At 71.1% G+C, this 18,683-nt stretch carries 16 protein-coding genes and 1 tRNA gene; 13 read left to right on the top strand and 4 right to left on the bottom strand.

Translation table 11 applies throughout. From position 1 onward, the window contains the following. Positions 1 to 50: 50 nt before the first annotated feature. From AAFN69_RS03170 to AAFN69_RS03150, 5 genes are all read left to right on the top strand, one after another. Positions 51 to 410, top strand: a complete 360-nt coding sequence (locus AAFN69_RS03170; protein WP_347726656.1) for a hypothetical protein — start codon at positions 51 to 53, stop codon at positions 408 to 410. A gap of 169 nt (positions 411 to 579) precedes the next feature. Continuing rightward, positions 580 to 711 carry a hypothetical protein gene (locus AAFN69_RS03165; RefSeq protein ID WP_347726655.1) on the top strand — a complete coding sequence of 44 codons (132 nt, stop codon included), beginning with the start codon at positions 580 to 582 and terminating at the stop codon, positions 709 to 711. A 19-nt stretch (positions 712 to 730) separates the two neighbouring features. Continuing rightward, the gene (locus tag AAFN69_RS03160; protein ID WP_347726654.1) at positions 731 to 1,915 is read left to right on the top strand and encodes a cupin domain-containing protein; all 1,185 of its coding nucleotides are present in this window, start codon (positions 731 to 733) and stop codon (positions 1,913 to 1,915) included. Beyond that, positions 1,912 to 2,805 (top strand): aldo/keto reductase, encoded by an 894-nt coding sequence (locus tag AAFN69_RS03155; protein WP_347726653.1) that lies wholly within the window; start codon positions 1,912 to 1,914, stop codon positions 2,803 to 2,805. The genes AAFN69_RS03160 and AAFN69_RS03155 overlap by 4 nt, the downstream gene beginning before the upstream one ends. After that, positions 2,786 to 3,637 (top strand): hypothetical protein, encoded by an 852-nt coding sequence (locus AAFN69_RS03150; protein WP_347726652.1) that lies wholly within the window; start codon positions 2,786 to 2,788, stop codon positions 3,635 to 3,637. Before AAFN69_RS03155 ends, AAFN69_RS03150 begins: the two co-directional genes overlap by 20 nt. Positions 3,638 to 3,795: 158 nt before the next feature. Here the strand turns inward: AAFN69_RS03150 and AAFN69_RS03145 are convergent. Both AAFN69_RS03145 and AAFN69_RS03140 read right to left on the bottom strand, forming a co-directional pair. Continuing rightward, a tRNA-Ser gene (locus AAFN69_RS03145) sits at positions 3,796 to 3,882 on the bottom strand. Between the two features lie 93 nt (positions 3,883 to 3,975). Next, positions 3,976 to 5,586, bottom strand: a complete 1,611-nt coding sequence (locus AAFN69_RS03140) for a trypsin-like peptidase domain-containing protein (RefSeq protein WP_347726651.1) — start codon at positions 5,584 to 5,586, stop codon at positions 3,976 to 3,978. Positions 5,587 to 5,827: 241 nt separating this feature from the next. Between AAFN69_RS03140 and AAFN69_RS03135 the strand changes: the two genes are divergently transcribed. From AAFN69_RS03135 to AAFN69_RS03125, 3 genes are all read left to right on the top strand, one after another. Continuing rightward, the gene (locus tag AAFN69_RS03135) at positions 5,828 to 6,637 is read left to right on the top strand and encodes a glycerophosphodiester phosphodiesterase (protein WP_347726650.1); all 810 of its coding nucleotides are present in this window, start codon (positions 5,828 to 5,830) and stop codon (positions 6,635 to 6,637) included. 159 nt (positions 6,638 to 6,796) lie between these two features. Next, positions 6,797 to 7,309 (top strand): ATP-binding protein, encoded by a 513-nt coding sequence (locus AAFN69_RS03130; protein ID WP_347726649.1) that lies wholly within the window; start codon positions 6,797 to 6,799, stop codon positions 7,307 to 7,309. Between the two features lie 552 nt (positions 7,310 to 7,861). After that, complete coding sequence (locus AAFN69_RS03125; protein ID WP_347726648.1) at positions 7,862 to 8,845, top strand: DUF5926 family protein; 984 nt, start codon at positions 7,862 to 7,864, stop codon at positions 8,843 to 8,845. Positions 8,846 to 10,186: 1,341 nt separating this feature from the next. Here AAFN69_RS03125 and AAFN69_RS03120 read toward each other — a convergent pair. After that, complete coding sequence (locus AAFN69_RS03120; RefSeq protein WP_347726647.1) at positions 10,187 to 10,879, bottom strand: bifunctional DNA primase/polymerase; 693 nt, start codon at positions 10,877 to 10,879, stop codon at positions 10,187 to 10,189. A gap of 1,004 nt (positions 10,880 to 11,883) precedes the next feature. Between AAFN69_RS03120 and AAFN69_RS03115 the strand changes: the two genes are divergently transcribed. Together AAFN69_RS03115 and AAFN69_RS03110 are read left to right on the top strand one after the other, a co-directional pair. Further along, a complete protein-coding gene (locus AAFN69_RS03115) occupies positions 11,884 to 13,575 on the top strand; it encodes a PP2C family protein-serine/threonine phosphatase (protein WP_347726646.1) in 1,692 nt (563 codons plus the stop codon). 146 nt (positions 13,576 to 13,721) lie between these two features. Further along, entirely contained in the window at positions 13,722 to 15,179 is a 1,458-nt protein-coding gene (locus AAFN69_RS03110; RefSeq protein ID WP_347726645.1) for an aminopeptidase P family protein, read from the top strand. Positions 15,180 to 15,293: 114 nt separating this feature from the next. On the opposite strand, the gene AAFN69_RS03105 is transcribed toward AAFN69_RS03110, so the two are convergent. Continuing rightward, the gene (locus AAFN69_RS03105; RefSeq protein WP_347726644.1) at positions 15,294 to 15,752 is read right to left on the bottom strand and encodes an ATP-binding protein; all 459 of its coding nucleotides are present in this window, start codon (positions 15,750 to 15,752) and stop codon (positions 15,294 to 15,296) included. 578 nt (positions 15,753 to 16,330) lie between these two features. Between AAFN69_RS03105 and AAFN69_RS03100 the strand changes: the two genes are divergently transcribed. The 3 genes from AAFN69_RS03100 (at position 16,331) to AAFN69_RS03090 (ending at position 18,649) form a co-directional block, all read left to right on the top strand. Further along, on the top strand, positions 16,331 to 17,065 hold the full coding sequence (locus AAFN69_RS03100; protein WP_347726643.1) for a hypothetical protein: 735 nt from the start codon (positions 16,331 to 16,333) through the stop codon (positions 17,063 to 17,065). A gap of 103 nt (positions 17,066 to 17,168) precedes the next feature. Beyond that, positions 17,169 to 17,951 carry a YcnI family protein gene (locus AAFN69_RS03095; protein ID WP_347726642.1) on the top strand — a complete coding sequence of 261 codons (783 nt, stop codon included), beginning with the start codon at positions 17,169 to 17,171 and terminating at the stop codon, positions 17,949 to 17,951. Positions 17,952 to 17,989: 38 nt separating this feature from the next. Further along, positions 17,990 to 18,649: an SCO family protein gene (locus tag AAFN69_RS03090; protein ID WP_347726641.1), complete on the top strand. Its 660-nt coding sequence runs from the start codon at positions 17,990 to 17,992 to the stop codon at positions 18,647 to 18,649. The last annotated feature ends 34 nt before the right edge of the window (positions 18,650 to 18,683 follow it).

The raw sequence follows: 18,683 nt of genomic DNA, 5'->3' as shown, positions 1-18,683 counted from the left end.
GCCTACAACGTGCCTAGTGGAATGCCCTGTTGAGGGCTTGGCCAGCGGAGTTGACTGGTCTCAGCCGCCCGGAGAGACGGCCTCCCCTTCGCAGCGGGTCTCAGGACCGTCCTCAACGTCACACCTTCGGCCCGCTGCGTCCCCGGAGTGCAGTTCCCGACACCTGGACCGAGGAGAGGCGCAGTGTCCACCAGAGCCGTTTTCGTCAGCGTCAGACCGCGCCCGGTTGGGTCAGCGAGGGCACCCGCATCCGCGACCCGCTGAACGGCCGCACCGGCATCGTCCAGTTCATCGGCGAATTCGAGGACCCCACATCCCGCGTCGTCATGCAGAACGCCGTCTTCGTCCGGCCGGAGGGCGGTCGGGTGGAGTGGGTCGCCGAGGCCCCTTCCACCCTGGAACACGGCTGACCGCACGCGTCCCCTGGGGCTGGCGTCAGCAGTTCGCCGTCCTCCCGTACGTCGTCGCCGTCAGCGTCCTGGTGGTCACCAGGGCCGTAGCCGGAAGCCCCGGGAGCCGGCTCACAGATTTCCCTCCGGGACCCCGGCGGGATCCATCGAGATCAGAAAGGAGTACGGAATGGACGAGAACGCTCCCGCCGAGCAGAACAGTGGCCTGCTGATCGGTGTTCGCCGCATCGCGGCGGCCCGCTCGCGTGCCGAGGAAGCCTCGGACAACACCGGCGGCAAGTCGGACATGAACGACACCTGATCGACAGAGGAGACCCACGGTGATTGATTCCGCATCGTGGGCCGAGCGTCTGGGCGGGGACGTGTTCCTCGCCCAGACGTGCTTCCGGGCCCACAAAGTGATCCGCTCCGACGGCACCACATCCCCCTCACCACTGACCTGGGGCGACCTCAACGAGATCGTGGCCGCTCACCGGCTCGAACCGCCCCGGATGCGGCTCTCGCGTGCCGGGGAGGCTGTCCCGGCCACCGCGTATTCCATCCTCCGCACGAACCGGCGCGGGGTGTCCTGGTACCAGCCCCGGCCTGCCGACTTCCACGCCCGGCTCGCCGAGGGCGCGTCCCTCGTCATCGACGCGATCGACCAGATCCACCCGCCCGTCCGCGAAGCCGCGGCCGGCCTCGAACGGTTCTTCCGCACCCCCGTGCAGGTCAACGCGTACGCCTCGTGGACCGCCGAGGAAGGCTTCGGCACCCACTGGGACGACCACGACGTAGTGGTGCTCCAACTCGAAGGCTCCAAGCGGTGGAAGATCTACGGCCCCACCCGGCAGGCCCCCGCCTGGCGCGACGTGGAGGTCCCGGAGGCCCCGACGGGCGATCCGATCGCGGACATCGTGCTGACGCCCGGCGACGTGCTCTATCTGCCGCGCGGTTGGTGGCACGCCGTGAGCGCCGACCAGGGCACCACCTCACTGCACCTCACCTTCGGACTCGCCACGCAGACCGGCGCCGAATTCCTGGGCTGGTTGTGCGACGGCCTGCGGGCCAGCCTGACCGTACGGGCGGACGTACCGCGTTTCGGCACCCCGGAGGAGCGGGCGGACTACCTGGCTGCCGTGCGGAAGGACGTACTGGCCGCCTTGGACGACCCTGCGGTTCTCGATCGCTGGGAAGGGAACCTGGACGCGACGCACCCCGGGCGCCCGCGCTTGTCGCTGCCCCACCTGACCTCCATTCCTCCCGAACCGGGCATCACCGTGCAGGCCACGGTGCCCCGCGCCCGGATCGATCAGGACGACGAGGCCGTAACCTTCGCCGGGGCAGGGAACGAGTGGACCTTCGCCCTCCCCGTCGCCCCGGTCCTCCACCTCCTCGCTGGTGGGCCGCCGGCCACCCTGGCGGAGCTGGCCGCCGCCTCCGATCTCACCCTCGTACAGGTGGCGGAAGTCGTCTCCGCGCTGATTGCCGGTCAAGCCGCCGCCGTGGTCGGGGCCCCCTTGTGACCGCTTCCCTGGGACTGGGGACGTACCGGGTGCGCGCCGTCGAACAGGCGGCCCGCACCGCGTGCGCCGACGGGCTCGTGTGGATCGACACCGCCCCCAGCTACGGTCGTGCCCACCAGGTGCTCGGCCCCGTCATCGCCGAACACCCACGCGCCATGGTGGCGACGAAGACGGGCTTCTTCACCCCCGATGAGGGCTCGGCTGCTCTTCGGGCCGGGCTCCTCACTGCCGCCCATGTCCGGGACGGGCACAGCCTCGACCCCGGATTCGTCCGCTGGCAGACGGAAAGGTCCCTGGCCGCTCTCGGCCGGATCGACCTCGTGTTCGTCCACAACCCGGAGCACACCGGCCTCAGTCCGACGGAGCTGCATCCGGCACTGCGTGACGTGTTCGCGGTGCTGGAGGAGTTCGCTGCCGCAGGAAGGATTGGCGGGTACGGCGTGGCCACCTGGTCAGGCTTCCAGCACGACGCCTTCTCGGTGCCCGAACTCCTTGGCCTGGCCGTCGAGGCCGCTGGTTCGGGTGGATGTCATCTGCGGGCCGTCCAACAGCCGGTCAGCCTCGTCATGGCAGAGCCCATCACCCTCGCCCTCGACGGCAGAGGCCCCCTCGTCGAGGCCCGCGCGGCGGGCCTGATCACCTTCGGCTCCTCGCCTCTGCACGGAGGCGAGCTGCCCGGCCTCGTCACGCCCGAACTCGCAGAGTTCATCCGCCCGGGAGCCTCGCCGGGCACCGCCTGCCTTCTCGCTGCGGCCTCCTGCCCGAGCCTGGACGTGGTACTGCTGTCTGCCGGCACCGCCCACCATTGGGCGGCCGCGAAGGCCACCACTGCCGCCCCGCTCGATCCGGGCCACCTCAGGAAGGTCACCGATGTACTCGCCCAAGGATGAGACCACCAGGGCACGCATGGCGGACGCCCTGGCCCACGCCGCTGCCCGTCTGTCCACCACGACGGCGGGGGCGCCGGCCTGGGGATGGCTCGGCCGCACCATCGGCAGTCGCACCACAGGCGGTCGCTGGCTCCGCGTCCACTGCGGCGAGGCAGCGAAGACCCCCGCCACCCGGAACGAGGGGATCGCCCTCGCCGAGGAACGGGTGTCCGACAAGGTGTCCCGCCCTCACCTCCACGACCTGTACCGCTGGGACGGCGGCGAGTACGTCTTCGAGGCAGAGCTGATCGACTACATCGCCCAGCCCGTCATCTCTCCGGAAACGCCCGACCTCACTGCGGATCCGGGCCTGCCGGACTCCTGGTGGACGACCCTGCGGGAGAGCCTGGACGCTCTCCGTACCGCGGAACCACCCCGCGAGACCATCCGCCAATCCTGGGCCGACCGGGTATTCCCCGAGTTCCTGGGGATCCCCGCCCCGGCCATCACCGAACGCGTCACCGGGCACGCCGACCTCCAGTGGGCCAATCTCACCCACGAACCCCTCGTCATCCTGGACTGGGAGCGCTGGGGCGCCGTTCCCGTCGGCTACGACCCCGCGATGCTCTATGTGAACAGTCTCCGTGTCCCCGCCGTCGCCGACCGCGTCCGTGCCGAGTTCGCCGACGTTCTCGACACCCCCGCCGGCCGGATCGGCGAACAGATCGCCCTCGCCGAGATGCTCCAAGCCGTCGGTCGCGGCTGGTACGGCGAGCTGGCTCCGCTCCTGCGCCGCCGAGCAGAAGAGCTGACGGGGGTCCGTCCCCCGGCCCCCATCCACCCGACCGCCTGATCGACACCGCTTTGGCGAAGCCGGATCCTGGCCGCAGGTTGGCCACACGTGCTGGTCAACACCGGGATACGGCCGGATCAGAGTGAGACGAGGTGAACCGAGAAGGGGCGCCCCGGAATCCGGGGCGCCCCTTCTGATCTGCTACTTCTCTCATCCGGCGGTGGGTGTGGGATTTGAACCCACGGTGACATCGCTGCCACGACGGTTTTCAAGACCGTTCCCTTAGGCCGCTCGGGCAACCCACCCTCGCCCCGTCGATCAGCTACGGAGCGGCCTACAGCGTACCGGCTGTCGAGTTCCGCCGGGGCGCTCCGGGTGGGGGAGTGCGGGGGATGGGGTCAGCTGTCGCCCTTGCGTTCGCCGAGGGTGACGCCGGCCGTGGACTGCTTGCCGTTGCGCTCGTAGGTCAGTTTCACCGTGTCGCCGGGCTTGTGGTTCCAGATCTCGCCGATCAGGGCCGGGCCGCTGTCGATCGGCTTGCCGTTGAACTCGGTGATCACATCGCCGGCCTTCAGGCCCGCCTTGTCCGCGGGACCGTTCGGCTTGACCGCCGCGGTGCCGCCGGCGCCCTCGGAGGCGATGCGGGCGCCCTCGCCGCGGCCCGCCATGTCGACGGTGGCCTCGATCACCGGGTAGACCGGGTCGCCCGTCTTGATCAGCTGCTCGGCGACGTTCTTCGCCTGGTTGATCGGGATCGCGAAGCCCAGGCCGATCGAGCCGGCCTGCGACTGGCCGAAGCCGCCGCCGGACGACTGGATCGCCGAGTTGATGCCGATCACCGCGCCGCGTGAATCGAGCAGCGGGCCGCCGGAATTGCCCGGGTTGATCGAGGCGTCCGTCTGGAGAGCGCTCATGTAGGAGTTTCTGTTGGAGGAGCCGTCACCCGAGGCCACCGGGCGGTTCTTGGCGCTGATGATGCCCGTGGTGACCGTGTTGGAGAGGCCGAAGGGGGCGCCGATCGCGATCGTCGAGTCGCCGACCGCGACCTTCTCCGAGTCGCCGAGCGGCAGCGGGGCCAGCTTGGGCGGCGGGCTCTTGAGCTTCAGTACGGCCACGTCGTAGCCCTGGGCACGGCCGACCACCTCGGCGTCGTACTCCTTGCCGTTGGAGAAGGTCACCGACAGAGTGCCGCTGTCCGCGGCGGAGGCCACCACATGGTTGTTGGTGAGGATGTGGCCCTGCTGGTCGTAGACGAAACCGGTGCCGGTGCCGCCCTCCTGCTCACCGCCGCCACCGCCGATGTCTCCGCCGTCACCGCCGCCGCCCCGGCTCGCGTTCGCCTCGATCGTGACCACGCTCGGGAGGGCGTTCGCCGCGACGGCCGAGATCGTGCCCGGCGCCCGCTTCAGGTCCTTCGGGGTGTCGGCGGCCGACACCGTCGTCGAATTGACCTGGTCGTCGTTGTTCTCGGCCACCACGTATCCGATGGCGCCGCCGACGCCGCCGGCCACCAGCGCGGCGACCAGTACCGCCGCGATCAGTCCGCCCGAGCGCTTGCGGCGGGGGGCGTCGCCCACCTGGACGGGGGCTCCCCAGGCCGGGCCCACCCCGGCGGCGTTCGGCTGGGCGCTGTCGTACGCGGCGTGCTGCGGGGTGCCGTAGGCGGTGCCATAAGAGGGGAGGGCGGGCGGAGCGGGCGGCCAGCCCTCCTGCTGCCGGGCGGGGTGGGAGGGCGGGGCGGACGGCGGAACCGGGCCGCCCGGCAGCGGCGCGGTGGCCGGCTCGGCCGACTGCGCACCATGGCCCTCGACCGAAGCGGAAGCCGGAGCCGAGGCCGGAGCCGAAACAGGAGCGGGAGCAGGAGTGGGAGTGGGAGCAGGCCCCGGGGCAGGAGCGGCCCCCGGCGCGTCCTGGGGAGCCGCCGGCGGCGCAGGAGGTGGCGGCACGGGAGGTACGGACGGGGCGGCCTGCTGCGCAGTGCCCTCGTTGCCCTCGTTCTCGGTGCTCACAGCTCTCTCCTCAAGGTCCATCGTTCGCTTCGGCGGAATCCGCTCGGTGCCGCTGCTCCGGGCCCTCCCGGATTGTCCCGGGGACAGCATTTCCCACCGCTCGTCAGGCCACTGTAAACAGGACCTGTGCATGTTCCGGCCATCCTTTACTCCCGGCAAAACGGACGCACCTCCGGAGTGCGGCCCCTTTGGCCGTGTCCCGCACTCCACGCCTTCCCCCGCGCGGTGGCACCATGACGCGGTGACCCAAGCACGGCAGCACAACATTCAGGTCGTCGCCCACCGCGGGGCCTCCGAGGACGCCCCCGAGCACACCCTCGCCGCCTATATGAAGGCGATCGACGACGGTGCCGACGCTCTTGAGTGCGATGTGCGTCTCACCGCCGACGGCCATCTCGTCTGTGTCCACGACCGCCGGGTCAATCGGACCTCCAACGGGCGCGGCGCCGTCTCCGCGCTGGAGCTGGCGGACCTCGCCGCTCTCGACTTCGGTACGTGGAAGGGGCACGAGGACTCCGCCGAGAGCCCCGACTGGGGCGATCCGTCCCTCACCTCCGTACTCACCCTGGAACGGCTGCTCGAACTGGTCGCGGACTCCGGACGCCGGATCGAGCTCGCCATCGAGACCAAGCACCCCACTCGCTGGGCGGGCCAGGTGGAGGAGCGGCTGCTCCACCTCCTCGGCCGTTTCGGGCTGGACTCACCGGCATCGGCCGCCGAGTCCTCCGTACGGATCATGAGCTTCTCCGCGCGTTCGCTGCACCGGGTCGCGGCGGCGGCCCCCACCCTGCCCACCGTGTATCTGATGCAGTTCGTGAGTCCGCGGCTGCGGGACGGGCGGCTGCCCGCCGGGGCGCGGATCGCCGGGCCCGGGATCCGGATCGTCCGCGCCCACCCCGGCTACATCGCCCGGCTGCACCGGGCCGGCCACCGTGTACACGTCTGGACGGTCAATGAACCGGAGGATGTGGAGCTCTGCGCCGAGCTCGGGGTGGAGGCGATCATCACCAACCGGCCGCGGCAGGTGCTCGCCCAGCTCGGGCGCCTGTAGCCCGCCGCCGGCCCCGGCCCGCCCATGACAGGGAGTGCTCCGGCGCGTTCGTTCCGTACTCGGGCGTCGTACGCGCGTCACTGGCACGTTGCCGAACGGTTTCCGGTCCAGTCCATTGGGGCATTCACACGGTGGCGTGGGGCAAAGGAGGTCTCGGGGGTGGCGTTGGTGGTGGCACAGGAAGTGCCCACGTCGTCGAGCATGGCCGTACCCCATGGTCCTGCGGGCGTGGGCGAGGCGAGGCGTCGCATGCGGAAGGATTTGCGCCGCAGCGGAATGCCGGAATCAGTCGTCGACGATGCGGTTCTGATCCTTTCCGAACTGCTCAGCAATGCCTGCCGGCACGGCAGGCCGCTGGACCACGCGGAGGTGGGAGAGGGAAATATTCGCGCCGCATGGCGTGTGGACATGACAGGTCGGCTGACGGTCGAGGTGACGGACGGAGGCGGTCCGACCAGGCCCGTTCCGGCCACGCCCTCGGTCACGGCCCGGGGCGGTCGCGGGCTGAACATCATCACGGCCCTGGCACAGGACTGGGGCGTACGCGACAGCACGACCGGCGAGGTGACCGTCTGGGCGATCGTCAATGAGGGGCATCCTCACGGCAATTTCGCTACGCGCGTCACTGGCCCCGGGTTCAACTTCGCGGAGGCGTACGACGATCGCGGCTGAGGCGCTCGGACGAGCGGACGCGGCAGCCGGACCGACAGCGTCCCGTACCGGGGAGCGTACGGGACAGGGCCCCGCGGGCGTACGGGCACGGAGTGCCCGGGTCCAGGGGTCACGGGCTCATGCCTTACGGACACATGCCGTACGGGCACGGGCCGCACAGTGCCGGACCACACGGGCCGGGTGAGCGCGACGGGCAGACGCGCCACCGGCCTCGGGCACGGCACGGAGGCGGGGTACGAGTACGGAGAACGGCCCGGCCCCGGACACAGGCCCGGCCCCGGCCCTGGACCCGGCCCCGAATACCGGCACAGGCGCTGGCACGGGCGCGGCCGGTTGCCCGCGCACAGCCAATGCATCGGGTCGGGTGCATCAGGCGCATCGCCCGCCGGACACGCCTCATACCTTGATATATCTGTACACACCCCGGCCGCCGGACGCCATGGCGGGCGGCGCGGAGCGGACGACTAGGCTCGCGCCCAGACACCGCACCGCCGCGGCAGCCGGCAGGACCCGCTGCGCGCGGCATCGCCGCACATCGGGAGAAGCCGGATCATGGCCAAGAAGCGCCCCCAGACCAAGGCATCGAAGCCTCAGCCCAACCAGGCCCGCGGTGCCCATGAGCCCGTGCCCGTGGTGGGAGCCCGCGAGCCCTGCCCGTGCGGGTCGGGGCGTCGCTACAAGGCATGCCACGGCCGGGCCGCCGCCCACTCCGTGACCGAGCTGGTCCAGCGCCCCTTCGAGGGACTGGCCGGCGAGTGCGACTGGGTCGCCCTGCGGGAGCTGGTCCCCGCCGCCACCGTGCCGCTCACCCTGCGGGACGGGCTGCCGGACGGGGTGCCGTCCGTGACCCTCGCGACCGTGCTGCCGATGGCCTGGCCCGCGCTCCGCCGCGACGACGGCTCCGTACTGCTCGGCCTCCAGAACGACACCTCCTCCGGCGACCTCAGCCGCGACCTCGCCGACACCCTGCGCCGCGCGCTCACCACCGAGCCGGGCAATCCGGTCAGCGGGGAGCGGACGGGCAGCGATGGGCCCCGGCTCCAGGATCTGCTCGACCCGGACGCCGCATTCGAACCGGAAGTGCATTCCGGTTTCGAATTCTGGGTACCGGAGACGGCCGAGAACTCGACCCCCGAGGTGGCCGCTTCGCTGGAGCGGGCGAACTCCGCCGCGATTCCGACCGTGAAGCTCTCCGGTGTCGACTCCGCCTACTGGTGCGAGACCCCGGAGAAGAACCACCTCCGCTGGGTCATGCCCCACGCCGAGGAGAAGCTGCTGGACGCCTTGGCCCGGCTGCATGTCGCCGGTGCCACCTCGCTCGGCGACGGGACCCGGCTGGTCGGCTCCTTCCGGGCGCACGGACTGGTCGTCCCGGTCTGGGACCTGCCGAGCGCCATGGGTGCCGAGGAGTGCGAGAAGCCCGCCGCGGAGTTCGCCGAGCGGCTGGCGAAGGCGCTGGCCACGGATGTTCCGCTTTCGGCCGATGAGCGGCGGGCCCGGGGCGGGCTCACCAACCGCCAGGTCACCCTGAGCTGAGCCGGTGGGCGGGCCGGCCGGAACCTCCCGGCGGGCCCGCCCGTCCCCGCCCGAACCCCGAACCCCGAACCCCGCCCCTGTCGGGCCGACCGGTTTCACGGCCCCGGCCGGATTCCCGTTCACCCGGAATATCCACTTCCACAATGATCGGGCAGGAAAAAGCAGCATATGAACCGGCAGGGCGCTCCGGGAGACCGTACGGCGGCCCGGAGCGGAAGACTGTCCGGAAGGACAGTGCGGCCGAACCCGGACCGGATGTGCGAGTCGATTAGCGGGCTCTTGAGCTTCAAGCCTCAACAGAATCGCTGGAATAGGCGAGTGACTCCAGTCACAACTCACTCTATGAGTCGCTGATTCTCTGTCCGAATACCCGAGATCGAATTTGCGAACCGCAGATCTCTTGTTACCGTTCTAGAAGCCCGGTCGCTGGTGCATCCCCCGTCGCCAGCGATCGGGCGCATCCATTTCCACGGCGCCCTCCCGGCCGGCCACTCAGTGACCCGCTCCGGTGACAGCCCGTCAGCGCATGCCGCATGCACGGCAGTTGGCGAGGAGACGCGTGGCCACGGCGGGCCCCGGCTCGCCGGCCCACCGCCGTGAAGTCGGCGAACTCACCGAACTCCCGCAGCGCCGAATAGCCTCCCCGCCTCCCCGCACGACCCCCGAGCCCGACTCCGGGAAAACCCTTGCGGCGCCCGGGAAGTCCCACCCTCACCGGCCCCATCACCCGCCCCGGCCGGGCAAGGAGAAGGAGCCGGGCAGTTGCTCGCTCCGGCGGCCAGGACCGGCCCATCGGTGAGTCCATCGGTGACCTCATCGGTGACAGCGCGGAACTCAATTTCATGGCTGAGTCATTCATTCCGGTAGTCATGAGAACCAGAACATCCGGGCATCACGCCCCCTCCCCCACCCCGCCGCGCAGCCTCGTCGCGGGCGGAAAAGCAGGTGGAGCGGGCCGCGGCAGCGGCGAGTTCCGGCCCATATCGCCAGAGCGGAACAGCCCTGGACCGGGAGGTATGGCTGTCACCGGGGAGGGACGGCCCCGGCACGGCGGTCCGGACCGCCCCGCGCCCCCGGCGTCATGCGCGCCCCCGTGTCCCTTGTGCGCCGCTCCAGCCGGAGGCCCTGTTTCGGCCTTCCCTGCCGCTCTTGACGCGTCGCCGTTCCGGACTCCCGGCTGGTGCCGCCGCACCACGACGGGCCCGGGCCGCTCATGGCAAGAGCCGGCCCTCCCACCCGGATGAGTGAGAGGGCCGGCCCGAGGGACTGACCTGAAGATGCGGCGGAGCATTCCGCCGGGCGTACGGTGCCGGCCGCCGGGTTCAGGCCCGGCGGGGCCGTTCAGTACGCGAGGCGGCTCCCGCCGTCCGGTGCGCTGGTGCTCGCCTCGACCAGCGCGTCCACCACCGCTTCGACCCGAGGCAGCCATGGCGTGGCCGATCCGGGCAGGGGTGCCCGCTCCCAGCGGATCTGCCCCGCCCCCGTCTCCGACGGCGGCAGCACCAGATAGCCGCCCTCGCCGTGGAAGCGCAGCGAACTGGGCACGCAGTCCTTGGCGAAGAGGAGCTCACCGAGCTCTTCGAGGCTGTACGGGGCGACCAGCAGCGACCAGCGAGTGGGCGATGCGATCACCGGGCCGATCCGCCGGTCCAGGTCGTCGAGGACCGCCAGGGCACGGGCCCCGGCCACCGCCGGCAGGCTCACCGCGCAGGGCGCGGCCCCGCCGGTGGCCAGGACGACCGGAGCCGTCGGGCGATTGCTCCACCACCAGCGCACCATTCGTTCATCAGTGCTGGCCGCGAGGAGTCCGGGGTCGAAGGGGTGCGCGCCGGGAACGGCGCATTCGGGGTCCGGGCAGCCGCAGCCCCGGTCCCGGTCGCCCCGGCCGCCCGCCGCTTTCAGCCCGACGCCGGGAAGTACGGGCCACTGCCACTCGGTGGCGCAGGTGAGCGCGGCTTCCAGCTGTGCGGGCTGTGCAGGGCCCTTCCGCCGCAGAAACCCGAGCCTGCGTCGCCTTCCGAGGATCTCGCGCATGAGCGCTCGTTCCTTTCCGTTGAACGCCGAGGTCCACATCACACCATGTGGGTAGCTCTTCACTGTGCGTACAAATAAGTACCAGGTGTACGAGTACGTTCCGATCGGCGTGTCCGCCCTTGCCAGCGACATGGGCGCCCCCGATTCGCCTGCGACAGGATCGCCGCCGAGGGCCGAACGTGGGCTCTGCTCAGTCAAACGCGCGGCCATGGGTGGCGCGCGCCCGGCGCTGCTGTACGCGCCTGCTGGGATCATCCTCGCCTGCGCAAGGATCTGGCTGAGGTTCTGGCGCGGCTTTCGGCTAGTAGGACGCCGGAGCCGATCGTCAGGTTCCGGGGCGGTCCCAATTGCCCCTGGCCATCACTGTTTACGTACCCACCACGTTTGGTATGACGCTTGCCGCCGAGGGGCCTTCCGGGGTCCCGCCCCGGAGAGATCCACCGGGGATCCACTACCGAACTTCTTCAGTCGACCTCAATTGACCTTCATCATGGCCATTTTTCAGCCAAGTTCAAGATTGGTTCAAGAGCGGTTCAAGGTCCCACAGACACCATCAATCCCACTGGTCCAATGCTGGACATCCCCTTCCATCTGCGTGTAGATGTGGATCCATGGTCAGTCGCGCAGAATGACACGAATGGCATGGGGTTTGCGATGCTATTGAGCGGAACACGCCAGGCGGAAAGCCGATCGCGATGAGCACACCTCCTCCGCCGAAAGTGGCTGGAATCGATTCATCGGTCCTTCATCCCCCGCAGACTGCCGCCGCACTTCCGGGTCTCCCGATCTCGCCGCCCGCCTCCGACGAAGCGCCCGGCGGGATCGGTGGCGGGGCGGCCGGCGGCCCCGCGGACAGCGGTGGCGGCGGGAGCGCCGACGGGTTGGCCGGAGCGGCGGCCGGCGCGGTGCCGGAAGCGGCGCCCGGCGGTCCCCCCGCCGGGATCCGGACAGGAGTACGAACCGGTCCGCGGTCCGGGAACGGGCCGGGAACAGAGCTCGGGACCATGCCCAGGACCACACCGCGGGCCGGGCCCGAAGCGGCGGCCGGCGCCGGAACCGAGTGCCGGGCCGCATGCGGAACGGCAACCGGAACCGGAACGGCGCCGGAGCCCGGAACGGACTCCGCGACCGGCACCGCCCCGGAGCCCGGAGCCGATACGGAAACAGAGCCCCGCACCGGCGCCCCGGGCAGCGGCACCCCTCCCCGGGCGGCCCTCCAGCACCGGCTCGCCGACTGGGTCACCGCGCTCTCCGTCCTCCAGGAGATGACCGAGCGGCTGGCCGGAACCCGCTCCCTCGACGCCGCCCTCCGGGAAGTGCTGGAAGCCGGTGCCGCCCTGCTCGGCGCGCGGCGCGGGATGGTGGCGCTCGAACCCGTACCGGACTCCCCGTCCACCGGGCACGACCGCTTCGTCCGGGACCACGGACCCGCTCTGACCAGGGCACTCGGCTTCACCCACGCGGAGGTGGGACTGCTCTCCACCGTGCCGCGCGCCACCACCGCGTACGGCCGGATTCTGGACCTCCGCACCCTCGGCGAGGAGACGGACCTCCATCCCGATCTGCCCGGTGATCCGGCCCTGGACCCCCGGCACCGCGAGGTCGCCGGGCGGCTGGGCTACGCCGCGACCTGTACGGCGCCGCTGGCGTCCGCGGCGGCGGGCGTCCTCGGCGCGGCGGTCTGGATGTTCGACGAACCGGCGGTTCCGCCCGAGCGCCGCCGCCGGCTGGTGGGCCGCTACATGCGGTACGCGGCCGACCATCTGGCCCGGCTGCTGGAGCTGGAGCACGCCCGGGAGACGGTGGCGATCGTCGCCGGGGAACTGCTGCCCAGCAGGCTGCCCCGGATCCCCGGGGTCCGGCTCGCCGTCCGGCACCGCACCGGCCCGTACGGCGGGGGCGACTGGTACGACGCGCTGCCGCTGCCGGAGAGCTCGCTGGGGCTCGCCATCGGATCGGTCAGCGGCTCCGGGCCGAGCGCGCTGGCCGCGATGGGGCGGCTGCGGGCCTCCCTGCGGGCGTACGCGGTGATGGAGGGAGAGGATCCGGTCGCCGTGCTCTCCGATCTGGAGCTGCTGCTGCGGCTGACGGAACCGGCCAGGACCGCCACCGCGCTCTTCGCCTACGCGGAACCGGCGGCCGGACGGATGGTGCTGGCCGGGGCGGGGCATGCGCCGCCGCTGGTGATCGGCGAGCGGCGCACCGAGTTCGTCGAGACCTCGCTCTCCGCCCCGCTGGGGATGCTGGCCTGCTGGGAGGCGCCGAGCGTGGAGCTCCGTCCCGAGCCCGGAGAAACGGTGCTTCTCTACACCGACGGCCTGCTGCGGCGTACCGGCGAGCCCATGGACCGGGCCTTCGCACGGCTGCACTCGGCCGCCGCGAGCGTGCCGAGGGCCGCCCGGGAGGATCCGGGGGCGGTCGCCGATCATGTGCTGCGGGTGATGCTTCCCGGGTGGCCGGACGGGAAGACATCCGACTGGACGACGACGACAGCCGCGGCCACCGCCACGGCCTCCGTCATGGCGGAGACGAGGGAGAAGGGGGCGGGCGCCGGGCCGGACGATGACGATGAGGTGTCACTCGGTGACGACGGCGGCCGGGCCGGCTCCTTCCGTACCGGTGCCTCCCGTACCGGGCCCGTGTCCCGGCAGGTGCCGGACGGGGATGTGGTTCTGCTCGCGGCCCGTTTCGACTGAGATCGCACACATTCCTCCGGGATCGCACACGTTTCATACGCCCGGACGGTCCGTCCTGTTATGTCTCACTCCTCACATCTCGTGGGGTCGTCCTCGCTCCACACATACGATGGAAACCGGTCCAGTGTTGTATCGAGGAGGCAGACGTGACCGAGGAACTCAACCCGAGTACCCCGGAAGAAGAAGAGCAGCCGATCAAGCCGCGCAAGAACGGCCTGTACGCGGATGTGTCCGACGAGCTCGCCGAGAACATGGCGGGCGGCTGGGCCGACACCGAACTGCACGACCTCCAGCCGATAGCGCAGGCGGCACACACCGCCGCCCGGCGCGCCGCGCTCTCCGCCCGTTTCCCGGGTGAGCGGCTGGTCATCCCCGCCGGAAAGCTGAAGACCCGGTCGAATGACACGGAGTACTCCTTCCGTGCCTCGACCGAGTACGCCTACCTCACCGGTGACCAGACCGAGGACGGCGTCCTGGTCTTGGAGCCCACCGCCGACGGGCACCGGGCCACGATCCATCTGCTGCCGCGCTCCAACCGGGAGAACGGCGAGTTCTGGCTCTCCGGCCAGGGCGAGCTCTGGGTCGGCCGGCGCCACTCCCTCACCGAGGCCGAGCGGCTGCTGGGCATTCCGGCCGAGGATGTGCGCGAGCTCGCCGACCGGCTCCGCGAGGCCACCGGCCCGGTGCGGAACGTGCGCGGGCACGACGCGGGCATCGAGGCGGCACTGACCGACAAGGTCACCGCCGAGCGGGACGAGGAGCTGCGCGTCTACCTCTCCGAGGCCCGCGCGGTGAAGGACGAGTTCGAGATCGGCGAGCTCCAGAAGGCCTGCGACTCCACGGCGCGCGGCTTCGAGGATGTCGTGAAGGTCCTGGACAAGGCCGAGGCCACCAGCGAGCGGTATATCGAAGGAACGTTCTTCCTTCGGGCCCGTGTCGAGGGCAACGACGTCGGCTACGGCTCCATCTGCGCGGCCGGTCCGCACGCCACCACCCTGCACTGGGTGCGCAATGACGGCGCGGTCCGCTCGGGCGATCTGCTGCTGCTCGACGCCGGTGTGGAGACCACCACTCTCTACACCGCCGACATCACCCGCACCCTGCCGATCAACGGCCGGTACAGCGAGCTCCAGCGCAAGATCTACGACGCCGTGTACGACGCGCAGGAGGCCGGTATCGCGGCCGTGAAGCCGGGCGCGAAGTTCCGGGACTTCCACGACGCCTCGCAGCGGGTGCTCGCCGAGCGGCTCGTCGAGTGGGGTCTGCTCGAAGGTCCGGTGGAGCGGGTGCTGGAGCTCGGTCTCCAGCGCCGCTGGACGCTGCACGGCACCGGTCACATGCTCGGCATGGACGTCCACGACTGCGCCGCGGCGCGGACCGAGGCGTATGTCGACGGCACCCTGGAGCCGGGCATGTGCCTGACCGTGGAGCCGGGGCTCTACTTCCAGGCCGACGACCTGACCGTGCCGGAGGAGTACCGGGGCATCGGCGTCCGGATCGAGGACGACATCCTCGTCACCGCGGACGGGAACCGGAATCTCTCGGCGAATCTGCCGCGGCAGGCCGACGAGGTCGAGGCGTGGATGGCCTCGCTCACCTCCTGAACCGCTGAGCGCCTGAGGGCATGAGCGCACGAACGCACGAACCGGCGCCGCCCGGCCTGATGGCCGGGCGGCGCCGGTCGCTGTGCGCACGGGAGGAACACCGGCTCACCGGTCTCACGAGACCTTGAGCAGTGAGTCCTCCCGCCATTTGAGAATCTTGTCGAAACTGACCACCGCTCCGTGTCCCGGCCGGTTGCCGAAGTGGACATGATCGGCCAGCTGCTCGATGAGACAGAGCCCCCGGCCGCTCTCGGCGGTCAGCGAGATCTGTTTCCTGGTGGGGGCGCGGCCACCCTGCCGGGCGGGAAAGCCGGGGCCCGAATCGGCCACCTCGATACGGCATTTCTCGCTGTCCAGATACGCGGTGACCCGGTACGCCCCCGGGGCCTCCCCCGGCCCGTGATCACCGCCGTGCTCCACTGCGTTCGCACATGCCTCGCTGAGCGCGACGGAGAGATCGAACGAGATGTCGGGATCGACCCCCGCGGTCTCCATCGTGCCGAGCAGCAGACGCCGCGCGAGCGGGATGCTCGCAGCTTCGCGCCGCAAGTGGAGAGACCACCAGATGCTCATGCTCCAGCCTCCTGGCTGCGGCTCGACATACCGTTACGTATTGCCCCGAGGCATGGGTCGTAAGCACATGGCGGCTGTGATTGCGCTCATTCGGCCGACTCGGGTGGCGCGCGAGCGCGGCGTACCGGAGCCCGTCCGGGGTTTGCGGAAGCACCGGGTTCGGAGCGGTTCGTGTTCCGCGGAGGCACCGGGCTCGGAGCCGTTCGTGTTCCGCGGAGGCACCGCGTCCGGAGCCGGGCCCGTATCCGCGTCCCGAGCTCGGCCCGCACTCGCGTCCCGAGCCGTCCCGACGGCCGGGCCCGCACCGCGCCCGCCCCACGTCCGTACCGCGTCCGCCCCACGTCCGCCCCCGTCCGTACCGCGTCCCGGTGCCCCCGTCATCCGGCTTCCGCCATCCGCGCAGGCAGAGGGGGCCTTCCGGACCTGCCGTCCGGCGCCCGGGGCCGCAGTGGGATGATGACCCGGCCATGTCGCCCCTGCCGTCTCCGTCGTCTCCGTCGCGGTCATCGGCGCCGCAGCGCCCACCGGGCATCCCCGGTCCGCGCGCCGCCGCCGGTCCGCGACTGCTGAGGGCCGCGGTGTTCACCGCGGTCTGCGTCGTGCTGTCCGCGACGGGCCACGCGCTGGCGGCATGTGCGGCGGTCCCCTGGTGGACCATGGCCGCCGGTTTCCTCGGGATTCTCGCTCTGGTGCTGCCCTTCACGGGCCGGAGCCGTTCCCTTCCGGCGGTCACCCTGGCGCTCGGCGCCGGTCAGCTCGCCCTGCACACGCTCTTCGGCCTCGGGCAGCGGCATCAGACGGGCGCCACCCCGCCGGCGGGACAGGACGCGCTGATCACCATGGCGGCGAATCTGGTCTGCGGCGCGGGACCCGCCTCGCTGACCCCGTCCGACGCCCATCGCATCGTGACCATGGCGGGACTCACCCCGCCCTCGCACGAGGCCATGGCCCCGGTCGCACCGCCCGGACCGCTCCCCTCCCTGCCCATGCTGCTCGGCCATCTGCTGGCCGCGCTGGCCACGGGCTGGCTGCTGCGCCACGGCGATCTGGCCCTGGCACGGCTGAGCGCCCTCGCCTCGGGATCCGCGCAGGAGGCCGCCCGGTCGGCCGCCCGGTCGGCCGCCCGGCTGCGGCCCCTGCGCGCCGCCCTCGCGCTGGTACGGGCGCTGCGCGCCGGTCTCGTACGGAATCCGCACCCCGGAACAGCGCCTCCCCGGCCCTCGGACGATCCCTCGCCCACACTCGCGGGCGAGGCACTTGAGCACGCGGTGATCAGGCGCGGGCCGCCCGCGCGGTTCGCCCTCGCAGCCTGAGACGGCCCCGCTCAACAGGAGTGCGGCCGTCCGTGCCCGCGCAGCCGTGCGCCCCGGCACATCCCTGTCTCCCCGCCTCTCCTCACTGTGGAGTGTCCTCACCATGAGCGTTTCGCACCGCTTCACCCGTACCGCCGCCCGCGCGACCGCCGTCGCGACCGTCGTCGCCGCGGGTTCCCTGCTGCTCTCCGGCACCGCTCTGGCCCATGTCAGCGTCCAGCCGCAGGGCGAGGCCGCCAAGGGCGGTTACGCCACCGTCAACTTCCGGGTCCCCAATGAGCGCGACGACGCGTCGACGGTGAAGCTGGAGGTCAGCCTGCCGACAGAGCACCCGATGGCGATCGTGATGCCGCAGCCCGTGCCCGGCTGGAAGGTCGTCGTCACCAAGACGAAGCCGGCGAAGCCGCTGGAGTCGCACGGCCGGAAGATCACCGAGGTGGTCTCCAAGGTCACCTGGACCGCGGACGGCTCCAAGGTCGGGCCGGGCCAGTTCCAGCAGTTCCCCCTGGTCATGGGCTCCCTCCCCGAGAACACCGACCAGGTGGTCTTCAAGGCGCTCCAGACGTACGACAACAAGGAGGTCGTGCGCTGGATCGAGGAGCCCGCCAAGGCCGGCGGCACGGAGCCGGAGCTGCCCGCCCCCGTACTGGAGCTGTCGGCACCCGCCGCTGACCACCACGGATCCGGCGAGAAGGCGGACGGCAAGGGCGCCGGGGAGAAGGACGCCGGGGAGAAGAACGGCGGGCACGGCGACAAGAAGGAGTCGGCGTCGGCATCGGACGACTCCGACACCACGGCCCGTGTCCTGGCGGTCGTCGGCATCCTCACCGGTGTCGCCGGAATCGCCTTCGGTGTGCTGGCCGGCCGCCGCCGCACCGCCGCCTGATCCGCCGCAACCGCCCACCACACCCGGGACACACTTCCATGCGCAACAAGACCGCCGTGGTGGCCGCTTTCGTCGCGGCCGCCGCTCTCTCCCTCTCCGCCTGTTCGACCGGCGACTCCGGGAACTCAAAGGACTCGGTCCTCGAAGTCTCCAAGATGGAGGAGCAGAAGCCGGGCACCGTACTGGACAACCCGTACGTCAAGCCCGACCTCGTCCTCACCGACACCAAGGGCGAGAAGTACGACCTGCGGGCCGAGACCAGGGGCAAGCCGACGATGATCTTCTTCGGCTACACCAACTGCCCGGACGTCTGCCCGCTGACGATGAGCAATATCGCCATCGCCAAGAAGAAGCTCCCCAAGGCCGACCAGGAGAAGCTCCAAGTCGTCTTCGTGACCACGGACCCCGACCGGGACACCCCCGCCGAGCTGGCCAAATGGCTGCCCAGCGCGGGTGACCCCTCCTTTGTCGGGCTGAGCGGGGACTTCTCCACCATCAAGGCGGGCGCCCGTCAGATGGGCATCGGCATCGACCCGGCGACCAAGGAGAAGGACGGCGGCGTCGTCTCCATGCACGGTGCCCAGGTCGTCGCCTTCTCGCCGAAGACGGACCGCGGCTATGTCGTGTACGGCGAGAGCACCACGGCGGACGACTACGCCAAGGATCTGCCGAAGCTCATCCTCGGGGAGAAGCCGTGAGCCGCGGCATCGCGCCGGTCCGGGGCGCGTCCCC

It is taken from the genome of Streptomyces sp. CAU 1734 (genome assembly GCF_039888735.1).
In the GTDB taxonomy this organism is placed as follows: Bacteria; Actinomycetota; Actinomycetes; order Streptomycetales; family Streptomycetaceae; genus Streptomyces.
Note: the sequence above shows the minus strand (reverse complement) of the source record. Positions and strands in the feature narration are given on the sequence as shown.